This is a genomic window from Pseudomonas sp. SJZ080, from assembly GCF_007828295.1.
GTDB lineage: Bacteria > Pseudomonadota > Gammaproteobacteria > Pseudomonadales > Pseudomonadaceae > Aquipseudomonas > Aquipseudomonas migulae_A.
The window spans coordinates 104,845-119,003 of sequence record NZ_VIUK01000002.1; the positions used below are offsets into that span (position 1 = coordinate 104,845).

Below are 14,159 nucleotides of genomic sequence, written 5' to 3' on the forward strand. Positions count from 1 at the left end.
GCCGTCTCCATGAGCACTCAGGGGAGTTCGATTGATCGCTCTTTATGGCTCAGGTGCAGCTGATTTTTATCAACTGAGAGCGTTACCGGTCCTGATTCAATGGAGCCAGGGCAAGGGTTTGACGATGGTCAAACTGCAGGGCGCACGGTTCAGCACGCTCTCGGCGGTACTGCCGATGAACCTGTCGATGCCGTGTTGATAGACCGTGCCCAGCACCACCATGTCAAAAGCATTCTGCCGGGCGAACTGCGTAATGACTTTATGCGGGATACCCGTTAATAGATGTCGGCGTGCTTTTTGAATGCCATAACGCTCGGCAAGCGTCTCAAAAGCCTCTTGCTGGGCATCGCTGACCGCATCTCTCAAGCTGGCAGCCAGCGTCACGGTCGGCACGCTCATCGCAGAATCACCCACTACAGACCAACTGTTAACGCTCAACAGGGACAAAGTGGCCCCGCAGGAGGTCGCCAGCGTCGAGGCAAGATCGAGGACCCGGTCGTTCAGCCCTTGAGTCATATCTTCCAAATGAGACAGATCGACAGCGCAAAGTATTTTGAGCGGCTTGGGGTTCCTGGCATCAGTCACCAGGTGCAAGTGGGCCGGGCAATCGCGCAGCAACCGCCAGTCAAGCGGCTGGTGAAAAGCCCGGTCGAGTGCTGGCACATACTGGGTGTCCTTGATCACCAGGTCCGCATGGAAATCATTTACGTACTCAAGCAGGTGCGCCAGGCTCGATCTCGCCCAGACCACTTCCGTTGTCACCTGCAACCCCGCGCACCGTTGAAACCTGGCTTGCTGCTCCAGCCAGTGTCGATGCACTTGCAAATACCCCTCACGCGCCTGCGCCATCGCATCGTGGTCAAACAGCCCGGCCACCGCGAGCGCCTGAACATAGTCGAATGCGACAATATGCAATAACGCACCAGTGGCACAGGCCAGTGCCCGCGCTCGCTCAAACGCCGGAGTGCGGGTCATTTCGGCTGGGGCAATCAACAGGATACGTTTGAGTTTCAACATGACCGACCTCACCCTGATAATGCTTACAGGCCTCGATGCAGCCTGACGTCCTGTCAGCGCTTCGTGCAATTGCCACTCACTGGCCGGGCACCTTTGCGCCCATCCGACGGATACGCACATTCGCCTCATCAGCAGTGCGTTGCGCCTGGCTGGCTAGCTCGACAGCCATTTGTGCCTTCAAGTACGCCTCATCGGCCCTGAGCCGCGCCGACGCTGCATTGTTTTCGGCGGACTCCAATCGGGCATCGATCTCCTGCGTGTACTTATGACTGCAACCGGCAGTCGTGACCAACAGGATGCTCAACAACGCCAAGGACAAACACTTGTTCATGATTTCGCCCTCAATCTATCGCGGCTGGAAAAGCTTCAGATAGCTAGCCCAAGTATCTGACGCCGACAGCTGCACCCTCTGATTTTTATCAATTAATAGCCCGCCGGCGATTGGCAGAGCGCCTCATTGAAGACTTGTTGATTTAGCTCAATGTCCTGGCGCCTCTGCGGCGTAGAAAGAGCGAACCAGGCGCTCGCGGCCCGTCAACGGAGGCTCACTGTCATGAGCGACTTGAGTCTGTGTAATTCATTGTGGAAGTTGCCCAAGTGATCTTGACTTCACTCTAAGGAGCACGTCTTTTCGACACATCTTATTGCGGGTCGACAGGTATCCGCTATCGTCGCAGGTGCGCCATGCTTGGTGTCACGTTGATCAATACACTGGTGGTCATCGTCGTCGTGGTAATCCACTACGAATGCCTGTTGCGCCTGAATGACTGGCTGCCACGGCTCAAGCTTTGGAGCCGCTTCAGGATTGTCGTCGGGGTATTCGGAGCGTTGATAGCCCATGCGCTGGAAGTCTGGTGCTTCGCTATCGTCTATTACCTGATGGTGCGCTCCGGTGACTGGGGCAACTTGACCGGCAATTTCGATGGCTCGCTGCTGGACTGTGTCTACTTTTCCTTTACCACCTACACGACCATCGGCTTCGGCGATATTTCACCCGTGGGAAATCTCAAGTACCTGACCGGCCTGCAGGCATTGACCGGCCTGGTCCTCATTACCTGGACAGCGTCCTTTCTGTTTCTGGAAATGCAGAAGTATTGGAAGCGCAAGTAAACCACCTCCTTTACCACCGCTCGCAGCCCGCTATACCGCCAGAATGCAGCAAGGTACCTGATACAGAATGTGTTCGGTCGTACTGCCCAACAGCTTGTCCAGTCGACGTGACTGAACCTTTCCCATCACGATGACATCGACGTTTTGCTCCTTGGCGAACTCGCTAAGAACCGAAACGGGGTGGCCCATAATGAAATGTCGATGATCGGCGGACACCCCATACCGGCCCGCCAGCGTGAGGAAGTTTTTTTCCAGGTCTTTGCGCAACTCTTTGGTGAGGTCAGCCAGCGTCAGACCATCCATGGCCGCCAGGTAACCGGCCGAAATATCGCAGGCAAACAGCAAATGCAAGTCGGCCCCACACTGCATGGCCAGACCGGTCGCTTGCTGAATAATCCGCTCGTTGAGTTCGTTGTCGGGAGACTCGGTCTCTGGCACTTCGACCGCTGCCACAATCTTGCGCGGCAAGACGAAGCCACTGCCGCCCACCAGATACACCGGTATCGGGCAGTGCCGCAGCAGATACCAGTCCAGTGGGGTGAAAAAGGCACGTTTAAGCACTGATTCATGCTGAATTTCTTTTATCAGCAGGTCGGGCTGCATTTCCATGACATGAGCGAGGATGTCTTGCTCCACATCGTCGGCCCATGCCACTTCGGTAGTCACCGCGAGTCCACGCCCCCGCAGATTGCTCGCCTGGGCCTTGAGCCAGTCGCGGTGATCCTGCAGATAACTTTGCCGCGCCTGTTCCCGATCTCCCTGTTCAAGAAACGATAAAAGGTCCAGCGACTTTATCAGCGCCGCGATATGCAAACTTGCGCCGCTCGCCTTCGCTAGCGCGGCCGCATGATTGATTGCGGGGGAATCGCGCAAGGTCGGGTTGATGATCAGTAACAACCTTTGATACTGGCTCATGATCTACCTCTACTCGGGTGAGTGTTCGATTGCAGCGGCTGCCCAGGGCCGAGGGCGCCGTATTCAGTGAGCTACCACGGCGTCCATTGCCAGTTCAGCACTTCGGGCATGTCCTGCCCATGTTCGATGAGATAGAGCTTGTGTTTCTCCATGGTCGACCAGTAGCGCGATCGCGCGGTTTGCACTTGATCCTGCAGCCGGGGTACCCGCTCGATGACATCCAGCGCCAACTGATAACGATCCAGATTGTTGAGCACCGCCATGTCGAACGGTGTCGTGGTCGCGCCCTCCTCCTTGTAACCGCGCACGTGGAAATTCTGATGATTGGTGCGCTTGTACAGCAGACGGTGGATCAGCGCCGGGTAGCCGTGAAAGGCAAAAATCACCGGTTTGTCCACCGTAAACAACTCATTGAACGCGGTGTCCGGCAAACCGTGGGGGTGCTGATTCGATGGCTGCAATACCATCAAGTCCACGACGTTGACCACCCTGACCCGCACATCCGGTACGTATTCGCGTAACAAGGTCACCGCCGCCAGGGTTTCCAGGGTTGGCACGTCGCCGGCGCAGGCCATCACCACCTCCGGATCCCCCTCATCGCGACACGCCCAGTCCCATCGACCGATACCCGCCAGGCAATGCCGGATGGCCGCATCGATATCCAGCCACTGCCATTCCGGTTGCTTGCCGGCGACGATGACGTTGATGTAGTCGCGACTTCTCAGGCAATGGTCAGTCACCGACAGCAGGCAATTGGCATCGGGCGGGAGATAGATCCGCACCACGTCCGACTTTTTATTGGCCACCAAATCGATAAACCCCGGGTCCTGATGAGAGAAACCGTTATGGTCCTGGCGCCAGACGTGGGAAGTGAGCAGGTAATTGAGCGAAGCAACGGGCTTGCGCCACGGCACCTCGGCGGCGGTTTTCAGCCATTTGGCGTGTTGATTGACCATTGAGTCGACGATATGGATAAACGCCTCGTAACAGGACAGCAAACCATGACGCCCTGTCAGCAGATAACCTTCGAGCCAGCCTTCGCACACCTGCTCACTGAGGATCTCCATCACTCGACCGTCGGCCGCCAGGTTCACATCGTCTGGCTCCAGCGGGTCCAGCCACGTTTTTGCACTGACTTCATACACCGCATCCAGTCGGTTCGAGGCGGTTTCATCGGGGCCGAACAGGCGGAAGTTGTTGGCGGCCAGACTGTTTTTCATCACATCACGCAAAAACGTACCCAGCACCCGCGTCGCTTCGGCACGCAGGCTGCCGGGCCCTTCGAATTTCACCGCGTAATCGGCAAATCGTGGCAGGTCCAGCGCGCGCAACAACACCCCGCCGTTGGCGTGAAGATTGGCACTCATGCGTCGATGCCCGGTGGGTGCCAGCGCAGCAATCTCGGGCAACAAGGCGCCCGTTGCATCGAACAGTTCGTCCGGACGGTAGCTGTTGAGCCATTCCTCCAGTTGGCGCAGATGAACAGGCTGCCGAAAATCGGCCAGGGGTACCTGATGCGCGCGCCAGGTGCCTTCGACCCGATGACCATCGACGAATTTCGGGCCCGTCCAGCCTTTGGGCGTGCGTAATACCAGCATGGGCCACAGCTGACGTTCAGGGACGCCGAGGGGCGGCGAATGGCGTGCCACACGCTGAATTTCGCGAATGTTCAGCACTATCGTGTCCAGCGTCCGGGCCAGCGCCTGATGCACCTGCACCGGGTCATCGCCTTCCACGAAGTACGGATCGTAGCCGTAGCCATAGAACAGTGCTGACAGTTCATCCTCACTGATTCTGGACAGCACCGTGGGGTTGGCGATTTTGTAGCCGTTGAGGTGCAGGATCGGCAATACAGCCCCGTCACGTGCAGGATTGAGAAACTTGTTGGAGTGCCAACTGGCCGCCAGCGTACCGGTTTCGGCCTCGCCGTCACCGATGACGCAGGCGACGATCAGGTCTGGATTGTCAAACGCGGCGCCGTAGGCATGAGCCAGGCTGTAGCCCAGTTCGCCGCCTTCGTGGATCGATCCAGGAATCTGTGCCGACACATGGCTGGAGATGCCATACGGCCAGGAAAACTGCCGAAACAGGTGAGCCAGACCGTTGCTATTGCGCTCCACTAATGGATAGCACTCGGTGTAAGTACCTTCCAGGTAGGTTTGAGCCACCACCGCAGGACCGCCATGGCCGGGACCGGCGACAAATATCATGTTCAGGTCATACTGATTGATCAGTCGATTGAGATGCGTATAGATCAGGTTCAACCCCGGCGTCGTGCCCCAATGCCCCAACAGGCGCGGCTTGATGTGCGCCAGGGTCAGGGGCTGCCTGAGTAGCGGGTTGTCCTTGAGGTAAATCTGCCCGACGGCCAGATAATTGGATGCGCGCCAATAGGCGTCCAGTCCCTCCAGTTGTTCAGCATTCAGGAAGTCGCTCATGAACCCTCCCGTCACAGGCTCAGCCTATCGATAGACTTTCGTCTATTGTGAGAGTCTGAACGGCTGATGATTTGATATACATCAAGTCTCGCAGATGGCATTCAAACCGGACGGCTCAGTTTTTGACGGCGGACCGAGCACGCCCCGTTCGTCTATTAGATCCTCGGTAATTTGAATCAAGTGTTTGTCCGCCGATGTGGGAACTAAGCTTACAAAACCCTTTGCGAGGCATTCGGATCATGTCTGAAACCAGGCCGTTGGAAAGTCATCACCTCAAGTCTGCCTGTTCCAACTGCAGCGTTTTGGAGTTGTGTCTGCCGCTTGGGCTGTCCGATCAGGAAATCGAGCGCCTGGACACTCTGATCGTGCAACGCGTCAAGGTTAAAAAAGGCGCGGCCCTCTATCGCACCGACGATCCGCTTCGTTCGCTGTACGCCGTGCGCATCGGTTCATTCAAGACCAGTGTGCTGTCGATCGATGGTCGCGAGCAGGTCACGGGGTTCCAGATGCCCGGTGAAATGCTCGGCCTGGACGCTATCAGCAGCGACCTGCATACGTGTAATGCATTTGCCCTGGAGGACAGCGAAGTCTGCCCCATTCATTACGCGCACCTGGAAAAACTCTCCCGGGAGCTGCCCTCGCTGCAACATAACCTGAACAAAATCCTCAGCCGGGAAATCGTGCGCGATCACGACATGCTGATGCTGCTGGGCAATATGAATTCGGATGAGCGCCTGGCAGCCTTTTTGCTCAACCTGTCGCAGCGTTTGAGTATGCGCGGGTATTCGTCCAAAAATTTCGTTCTGAAAATGCGCCGCGAGGAAATCGGCTCCTACCTGGGGTTGCGGCTGGAAACCGTTTGCCGAGGTATTGCGCACCTGCGGGATCAGGAACTGGTCGAAATAACAGGGCGTGACGTGAGAATCCGCAACATGGAAGGACTCAAGCAGTTGATTTCAGGCTGTCATCGTCCTCCTCTGTGCTAATCCGCCGGTTGACTGGAATTGCATCATGCGTGCCATGGTCCTGCACACGCCCAACCAGCCACTGCAAAGGGAAGAGCGTCCAATCCCGACGCCCGGACGCCACCAACTCTTGCTTAAAGTCCTGGCCTGCGGTGTGTGCCGCACCGACCTGCATCTGGTGGACGGCGAGTTGCCACAAGCGGTGCTGCCGCGAGTACCGGGGCATGAAATCGTCGGCGAAGTCATAGCGGCAGGCGCCGATGTCGGCCCCGACTGGATTGGCCGGCGAGTGGGCGTCCCATGGTTGGGCTGGACATGCGGTCAATGCGGGTTTTGCCGCTCGGGCCGGGAGAATCTTTGCGATCAGGCGCAGTTCACCGGTTGTCATCTGGACGGTGGTTACGCGGAATACACCGTGGCCGACCCGCGCTTCTGCTTTCACATTCCGCAGGCACTGTCGGACCTGCAAGCGGCACCGCTGCTGTGTGCCGGGCTGATCGGCTTCCGGGCCTTGCAAATGGTCAAGGATGCACGCCACCTCGGACTCTATGGCTTCGGCGCTGCCGCCCATTTGGCCATTCAGGTGGCGCAGGGCCGAGGTCAGCAGGTGTACGCCTTCACCCGACCGGATGATCAGGCAAGCCAAACCTATGCACGATCCCTGGGCGCCAGATGGGCCGGTCCTTCGGACCAGGCACCGCCGCATCTGCTCGATGCCAGTCTGATCTTCGCTCCCGTCGGTGCGCTGGTTCCGGCGGCGCTGGCGGTTACCGTCAAAGGTGGCTGTGTGGTGTGCGCCGGTATTCACATGAGTGACATTCCGGCGTTTCCCTATCGGCTGCTGTGGGGCGAGCGCAGCGTCCGCTCGGTGGCCAACCTGACACGGGAAGACGGCATCGCGTTTTTCGCAGAATTGCAACACACGCCGATGCAGTGCGACGTCACCCGATTCGCCCTCGACGACGCCAATGAAGCCCTGGCGTGTTTAAGGGCGGGCCAGTTCAACGGAGCAATCGTCCTCACGCCCTGACGCCCTGCCCCACGGCCAGAATGCTCCCTGGCACCGAGTACAGTGCCCACTCGGTGTTGCTGCCGATCATCCGGTCAATGCCCACCCGGTGCACCGTCCCCATCACCACCACGTCTACCAGGTATTGCTCGACGAATTCACTGATCACCGGCACCGGCAGCCCCATGATGAAATGCCGACGCTCGGGCGGCACGCCGTAGCGATCCGCCAGGGTGACAAAGGCCAGGTGCAACGATTCACGCAGATCTTCGAGGTAGTCCACGCCCCAGCCGCCGGCCAGCGGCGCGTCGCCATTGAAGGCTGGCGACAAATCATAGGCATAAAGCAGGTGCAGCGGCGCGTCGCATTGCAAGGCTAATGCGTTGGCGGTCTGGATGATGGTGTCGTTGAGGCCGTTGATCTGGGTTGAGGGATCGGACGGGTCTACCGCCGCCACGATACGGTGCGGCAAGCTGTATCGTGCCTGGTTGACCAAATGCACCGGGACCGGGCATTCGCGCAACAAGTGGCAATCGAGCGGGGTTATAAACACGCGCTTGAGCAGCGGTTCAAGGGTGACGTCCTTGATCAGCAGGTCGGGTTTGAGGTCTTCGACCGTCTTCAGAATGTCCAGCAGCGAATGGGTGGTGAACACCACTTCGACAGTCGCCTCAACCCCTGCCTCATTGAGCCGGTCCGTCTCATCGGCAGCCCAGCGACGATAGCGGCGCAAATAGCCCTGGTACCTCGCGTCATCGACTTTCTCCTCCCACAAATGCACCACCGGTGCCGGTTCGACAAAGGCCCGCACATCCAGGACCGCCCCGCTTTCCTTGGCCAGCGCGACGGCACGCAACATCGCCGGGGATGGATGCAGGGTTTGGTCGGCGATCAGCAACAAACGTTGATAGTGGCCCATCACACACCTCGATTCGACACCAGCCCGCACGGGCCGGCAGGTAGCTCAGACTGCACCCGTTGCTCCCTGCCCCGGGTTGATTTACGTCAAACAGCTACAAATGAATGCGCTTCGTCACGACTCTCTGATCCAGATCAGATTCAAACGCCGACAGTGGCGTAGAAAGGAACGAACGGCGCGGTTCATCACTGCGCGCTTCTTTTTTCAAACCCGCTGGAGGATTACCCCATGCTCACCGTCAAAGACCACAATGACCGGGCGGCGGCGGCCTATGCCGCGGTCTCCGGAAAGTACTGGATCGAAGCGCTCAAGGATGGTCGCCACGTATTGATCCGGCCGTTGGCGGAGAAAGACCGCGAGCGTGAATACGCCTTCATCAAACGGCTCTCTCCCGAGTCTCGCCACATGCGTTTTCTGGCGCAGATCAACGAACCCAGCGGCGCTTTGCTCGATCAGTTGATGGACACCGACAACAACAAGCGCCTGGCCTTCATTGCCCTGGTCCACGACAACGGCCAACTGGTCGAGATCGGTGTGAGCCGGTATGCCGCCACGGGCGAATTCGAATGTGAATGCGCCGTTACGGTCGCTGATGAATGGAAGCACCTGGGCCTGGGCACACTTCTGATGGAACATTTGATCAAAGCCGCGCGCAAGAACGGTTTTCGCCAGATGTATTCGGTGGACGCCTCCAGCAATACGCCGATGCGCGACCTGGCCAAAGCACTGGGCTTCGAAACACACAATGACCCCGAAGACAGCCATCAGGTCATTCATCGTCTTTACCTGTAAACCCTCGCCCCGCGATGTCACGGCCAACGTTTCATCGCGGGGCGATCCACCTTCAGGACTGCAGCATCCGGCCCGGCTTGATCGCCAGCACACTGCACGGCGCCTGCTGTAACAGCTGCTCGGCCGTGGTTCCCAGTAGTTTGTTAAGTCCCTTGTGTTGCACCGTCCCCATCACGATGACATCGGTGTGATGCTCGGCGGCGAACTCACAAATACTGTTCAGCGGTATGCCCTCGATGAGGTGCCGGCATTCCGGTGGCACACCGTGGCGTTCGGCCAATGCCGCAAACGCCTCGTGCTGCGCCGAGCCCAGGCTTTCATAAATACCAACGGCCATCGGCAGCGCGCCAAAGCCAATGTCTTTGGCATACACGGCCGTCCAGTCATAGGCATGCAACAGCTCAAGCCGGGCGTCACATACCTCGGCCAGTTTGGTCGCGGCATCGATGATCTGGTCGTTGAACACCAGGTCCTGGTCTTCGTTGCGCAGCACATCGACGATGGCCAGCACGTTGCGCGGGCGTGGGTTGAGGGCGTTGGTCACCAGATGCACCGGCACCGGACAATCGCGCAGCAATTGCCAATCCAGCGGCGTGAAAAACACTCGCTTGAGCGCCGACTCTTCCTGCGCATCCTTGATGATCAGCGCCAGCGGCATCTCGTTGACGAAGTGCAGGATTTCCTCATAAGGGTGCTGCACCCACACCACTTCGCTGGTGACCTCCACGCCGTGCTTGCTCATCAACCCGGCCTGTTCCGTGAGCCAGTGCCGGTGGGTTTGCAGATAGCCGTCACGTGCAAGGCTCATTTGTTCGGGAGCGAACAAGCCGGCCACCGCCAGTGCCTGCGAATAATCGAATGCCACGATATGCAATGGCATTTGCATCGCCCGAGCCAATGCGGCAGCCCGGTCGAACGCCGGTGTACGGGTCATGGCTGAAGGAGCTATTAACAATAAGCGCTGAGTCTGTGACATGGGACACCTCGGCATAAGGCCTTCTGGATAGCGTAGGCATACAGATTGCGCGGTCCCGATTCAGTCGACTTGATCTTTATCAGCCCAACGCGAGATGTACCTCAGAGCAGCAAGATGCCGGCCCACATCGCCGCCGTCAGCAACACCTGCCCCGGGATGAGATAAGCGGCGAACCGTCGCCCGCCACTGACCCAGGCCACCAGGCATTTGCTCAGCGAGTTACTGCTGACGGCGATCAGCGTAGGGACGGCAATGGCGTCGAACGGCAACTGGCCCGACTTGGCTAATGTGGCAATCGACGCTGTCGAGGAATGGGCATCGGCGAAACCGGTAAAGATCGCCGTCAGCATCACCCCCACTTCGCCGTAGTGGCTAAGCATCACCGACGACAGGAAAGTGATCCCCGTCATGGTCAAGGTGACGAGCAGGGCCAGCTTGAGATTGAACGCGCCACCCACCTTGATCGGTTGGCTCGCGCCAATTGATGGCCTTGGAAACATCAAGCACAGGCCATACAGCGCCGTGGCGACGGCACCAAACAACAGCGGGCCCCAGATGTGACGCAACAGATCGGTATCGACCGTTCCCAGGATCAGGCCGACCTGGGTGACGGTAGCGAGGTTGGACAATAACGCCGCTGCGCTAATGACCTTGATATTGTCCGGATCCTTGGCGGCAATATGGCCCATAACGGCAATGGTCACGGTGCTCGACGCAAATCCGGAGGCGATGGCGCTGATCGCATAGCCATACCGGGTGCCCAGCGTACGAACAGCAATATGTCCCACCGCCCCCACCACCATGAGCAATACCGTAAGGGTGCAAATGGTGCGCAGATTGATGGCGGCATAGGGACCGATAAAGCGATCAGGCACCAGCGGCAACACCACCAGTGCGGCAGTCAGCAGGACCAGACCGTCGCGCATCTCTGCATCAGTCAATTGGCTGCGGGCAAAGTGGTGCAGCTTCTGTCGATACGTCAACAATCCCGTCATCACCACGGCAATGGCAATGGCCAGTTCGGGCGCAGTGCTACACAGTGCCCCCAGGACCAACACCGTGAGCAATGCGACTTCGCTGGTCACGCCCGGGTCATCACTCAGGTTGCGCCAGTACGCCACGGTGACCAGCAACCCCAGCGTGATCGCCACGATGCCTACCAGCAGACCGCCACCGACCTGCATTGCTACGTAGCCCAACAGCGCGGTAATGGCAAACGTGCGCAACCCGGCACAGGCACGGCTTTCTCCTTTCCCTTTGTGCCGCTCGCGCTCAAGTCCAATGAGCATGCCGATTCCCAACGCCGCCGCTGCTCCCGTCATGCCGAGGGTTTCATTCATGGGTTTGTCATCTGCGCAGGCCTCGCCTTCCCGGACAAAAATCCCCACACACCCTCACGGCGTAATCGCCACCTTCATCACACCGTCCCGTTGGTGAGCAAATAACTCATAGGCCGCTTCAATGTCGTCGAGTTTGAAACGGTGAGTCACCAGGGGAGACAGGTCCACACCGCCGCTGTTCACCACCGCCATCAAGCGGCGCATGCGTTCCTTGCCACCGGGGCACAGGGTGGTGACGATGCTGTAGTCACCCAATCCTGCGGCGAAGGCATCGAGAGGAATGCGCAGATCACTTGAATAAACGCCAAGGCTGGACAACCGGCCGCCCGGGCGCAACACCCGCAGTGCGGACTCGAAAGTCCCTTGAGTGCCCGGCGCCTCGATAGACACATCGACACCACGGCCTTCGGTCAGGGCCATGATTTGCTCGACGACGTTGCCGTCCTTGAAATTGACCACGTGGGTCGCGCCTAACTGCCGCGCAACGCTCATCCGCTCCGCCACGGCATCAACGCCAATAATGGTGGTCGCGCCCTTGAGACGTGCACCGGCCACTGCGCAGAGGCCGATTGGCCCGAGGGCAAACACGGCAACGGTATCGCCGATGCTCACCTCGCCACGCTCCGCCCCGGAAAAACCGGTGGACATGATGTCCGGGCACATCAGCACCTGCTCATCGCTGAGGCCATCCGGGATGGGGCACAAATTGGCAATCGCGTCCGGCACCAGCACGTACTCGGCCTGGCAGCCATCAATGATGTTGCCGAATTTCCAGCCGCCCGTGGCGCGAAAGCCATGGCGGGTGTCCGGGCCATCCTGCGAGCCGCAGCCGCACAGGCACGCGTAACTTTGCCCGCTGGGCGTGATGGCGCCGGCAATGACTCGCTGCCCCTCGACAAAGCCACGCACCTGCGAGCCCAGCCGTTCGATGACACCTACCGGCTCATGACCCATAGTCAGCCCTTTGGCCACCGGATACTCGCCGCGCAAGATGTGCACGTCGGTACCGCAAATGGTCGTGGTGGTGATGCGGATCAGTGCATCCAGCGGCCCGACTTCGGGGACGGGTTTGTCCTCCAGCACGATCCGGTTTTTTTCAACGAAAACTGCCGCTTTCATGGTCGCCATGGTGATCCCTTATTTTGTTCGATGTGCGCAAGAGTTCAGCACGAAGCCAAGACTGCGCCGGGGTGACGGACGAAAGGTTGATAATGGTCAACAATGTCGTCACTGAACGCAGCGCGGATAACCGTACGTCGGGCGGCATTGTCGCTGCCCCTTGCGTTTGACAAAGATCAAGCCCGCCTCCCCGGCCAGCCGCATGATTGTTGCAAAGCTTCACTTCCCCATTGCACCGGCGTCATTGGAGCAAGCATTTGCACGATTACCTGCGGGAGAATTGTCATGTCTGATCAAACGCGTTTCATGTTGGTCGCCTCGCCCTTGATGGAAAACAGCCCCGCTTTCGACCGGGCCGCCGCGCTGGCAAAAGCGTCAGATGCGGCGCTGCACATCGTGGCGTTCGACTATCTCGAAGGGCTGGCGACCGCTGGGATGGTCAATGGACAGGCGCTGGAACAGATGCGGCTCGGGTACGTTGAACGCCATCGCCAATGGCTGGAAGACCAGGCCCGTCCGTTGCGCAAAATCGGGGTACACGTCACCACTGAAGTGGTCTGGGTGGAGCGTCCCTTGCAGGAAATCCTCATCCATCTCAAAGAACAACCCATGGCTGCACTGATCAAGGCACTGGAACACGAATCGCTCCTGTCGCGCCTGATGTTTACTCCGCTGGATATTCATCTGCTGCGTGAATGCCCGGTGCCTTTGCATTTTGTCAGCCATATGCGCCATGTCCTGCCGCGCAAGATTGTCGCTGCCGTCGACCCTTTCCATCGCGATGGGCAGTACGAGGGCTTCAATGACAGAATTCTGCAAGACGCCGCAAAACTGGCGAGCACCTGTCATGCAGAACTCGACGTTATCTATGCCCATGACCTTTCATCCATCAGCTCTGACGAATTCGGTTTCCGCGATGGCTCGACGTTTTTCTCTTCCAGCAAAGCCAAAACCCTGTTCGATGCACAGGCTGATGCCTTCCGCGAACTGTCGGAGCGCAACGGTATCCCGCCGGAGCGCCAACACATGATCATGGGCAACCCGGCCAAGGTACTTTCCAGCTACGCAGCCGCTTATGACATCGACATGATTGTCATGGGCCGGGTCGGGCATCGTGTTTTGGACAGGTTGGTCGGCAGTACGGTGGAACACTTGCTGTACAAGATGCCGTGCAGCGTCTGGGTGGTTGCACCGCAGGAATTGATTGAGGAATAAAGCGAGTTGGTCCGGGAGGCCAAGTGAATGGCGACCCAATCCCTATTGCGAGTCAGAAACGAACAAGGGTTTGCATCAGCTTTCGCCCGCAAACCCTTGATTTTTAGATGGTGCCGAAGCCGGAATCGAACCTTTCTCATTGTTATTGAAAATAAAGGGAAATTTTCACGTCGAAAATTTTTCTACCTCTATGTGTACCCTCAGTCTGCGAGCAGACTCAATAATGAGCGTTGCTACCGGTTTCCACCGAGTAATCGCCATGGAAAATTCGAGTGTGGTCATCCACGCGAAAGGGGCCCTTCGGTAAGTGGACTTTTCCAATGGTACGACTGGAACGCAGTAGA

The 14,159-nt window shown here is 58.4% G+C and carries 13 protein-coding genes; 5 read left to right on the forward strand and 8 right to left on the reverse strand.

The annotated features are described in order from the left end of the window. Positions 1 to 96: 96 nt before the first annotated feature. Both FBY04_RS02980 and FBY04_RS02985 read right to left on the reverse strand, forming a co-directional pair. Complete coding sequence (locus FBY04_RS02980) at positions 97 to 1,017, reverse strand: universal stress protein (protein WP_084320012.1); 921 nt, start codon at positions 1,015 to 1,017, stop codon at positions 97 to 99. Between the two features lie 76 nt (positions 1,018 to 1,093). Further along, positions 1,094 to 1,348 (reverse strand): Lpp/OprI family alanine-zipper lipoprotein, encoded by a 255-nt coding sequence (locus FBY04_RS02985; RefSeq protein WP_145314471.1) that lies wholly within the window; start codon positions 1,346 to 1,348, stop codon positions 1,094 to 1,096. A 353-nt stretch (positions 1,349 to 1,701) separates the two neighbouring features. On the opposite strand from FBY04_RS02985, the gene FBY04_RS02990 reads away from it, so the two are divergent. Further along, positions 1,702 to 2,127, forward strand: coding sequence for a potassium channel family protein (locus FBY04_RS02990; protein ID WP_084320016.1), 426 nt, complete (start codon positions 1,702 to 1,704; stop codon positions 2,125 to 2,127). Between the two features lie 30 nt (positions 2,128 to 2,157). Here the strand turns inward: FBY04_RS02990 and FBY04_RS02995 are convergent, their stop codons facing one another. Both FBY04_RS02995 and FBY04_RS03000 read right to left on the reverse strand, forming a co-directional pair. Continuing rightward, positions 2,158 to 3,042, reverse strand: a complete 885-nt coding sequence (locus FBY04_RS02995) for a universal stress protein (protein WP_084320018.1) — start codon at positions 3,040 to 3,042, stop codon at positions 2,158 to 2,160. Positions 3,043 to 3,113: 71 nt separating this feature from the next. Beyond that, positions 3,114 to 5,480: a phosphoketolase gene (locus FBY04_RS03000; protein WP_145314472.1), complete on the reverse strand. Its 2,367-nt coding sequence runs from the start codon at positions 5,478 to 5,480 to the stop codon at positions 3,114 to 3,116. Between the two features lie 239 nt (positions 5,481 to 5,719). Here FBY04_RS03000 and fnr point away from each other — a divergent pair, with 239 nt between their 5' ends. After that, positions 5,720 to 6,466, forward strand: a complete 747-nt coding sequence (fnr, locus tag FBY04_RS03005; RefSeq protein WP_145314473.1) for a fumarate/nitrate reduction transcriptional regulator Fnr — start codon at positions 5,720 to 5,722, stop codon at positions 6,464 to 6,466. Positions 6,467 to 6,491: 25 nt separating this feature from the next. Further along, positions 6,492 to 7,475, forward strand: coding sequence for a zinc-dependent alcohol dehydrogenase family protein (locus FBY04_RS03010; protein ID WP_084320024.1), 984 nt, complete (start codon positions 6,492 to 6,494; stop codon positions 7,473 to 7,475). Here the strand turns inward: FBY04_RS03010 and FBY04_RS03015 are convergent. Beyond that, the gene (locus tag FBY04_RS03015) at positions 7,465 to 8,373 is read right to left on the reverse strand and encodes a universal stress protein (protein ID WP_145314474.1); all 909 of its coding nucleotides are present in this window, start codon (positions 8,371 to 8,373) and stop codon (positions 7,465 to 7,467) included. The two genes, FBY04_RS03010 and FBY04_RS03015, sit on opposite strands and share 11 nt — an antisense overlap. 228 nt (positions 8,374 to 8,601) lie before the next feature. Between FBY04_RS03015 and FBY04_RS03020 the strand changes: the two genes are divergently transcribed. Next, complete coding sequence (locus FBY04_RS03020; RefSeq protein WP_084320028.1) at positions 8,602 to 9,165, forward strand: GNAT family N-acetyltransferase; 564 nt, start codon at positions 8,602 to 8,604, stop codon at positions 9,163 to 9,165. A 52-nt stretch (positions 9,166 to 9,217) separates the two neighbouring features. On the opposite strand, the gene FBY04_RS03025 is transcribed toward FBY04_RS03020, so the two are convergent. From FBY04_RS03025 to FBY04_RS03035, 3 genes are all read right to left on the reverse strand, one after another. After that, a complete protein-coding gene (locus FBY04_RS03025; RefSeq protein WP_145314475.1) occupies positions 9,218 to 10,141 on the reverse strand; it encodes a universal stress protein in 924 nt (307 codons plus the stop codon). 101 nt (positions 10,142 to 10,242) lie between these two features. Beyond that, positions 10,243 to 11,481 carry a DUF4010 domain-containing protein gene (locus tag FBY04_RS03030; protein ID WP_145314476.1) on the reverse strand — a complete coding sequence of 413 codons (1,239 nt, stop codon included), beginning with the start codon at positions 11,479 to 11,481 and terminating at the stop codon, positions 10,243 to 10,245. A gap of 54 nt (positions 11,482 to 11,535) precedes the next feature. Next, entirely contained in the window at positions 11,536 to 12,609 is a 1,074-nt protein-coding gene (locus FBY04_RS03035; RefSeq protein WP_145314477.1) for an NAD(P)-dependent alcohol dehydrogenase, read from the reverse strand. Between the two features lie 276 nt (positions 12,610 to 12,885). On the opposite strand from FBY04_RS03035, the gene FBY04_RS03040 reads away from it, so the two are divergent. After that, positions 12,886 to 13,815 carry a universal stress protein gene (locus tag FBY04_RS03040; RefSeq protein ID WP_145314478.1) on the forward strand — a complete coding sequence of 310 codons (930 nt, stop codon included), beginning with the start codon at positions 12,886 to 12,888 and terminating at the stop codon, positions 13,813 to 13,815. The last annotated feature ends 344 nt before the right edge of the window (positions 13,816 to 14,159 follow it).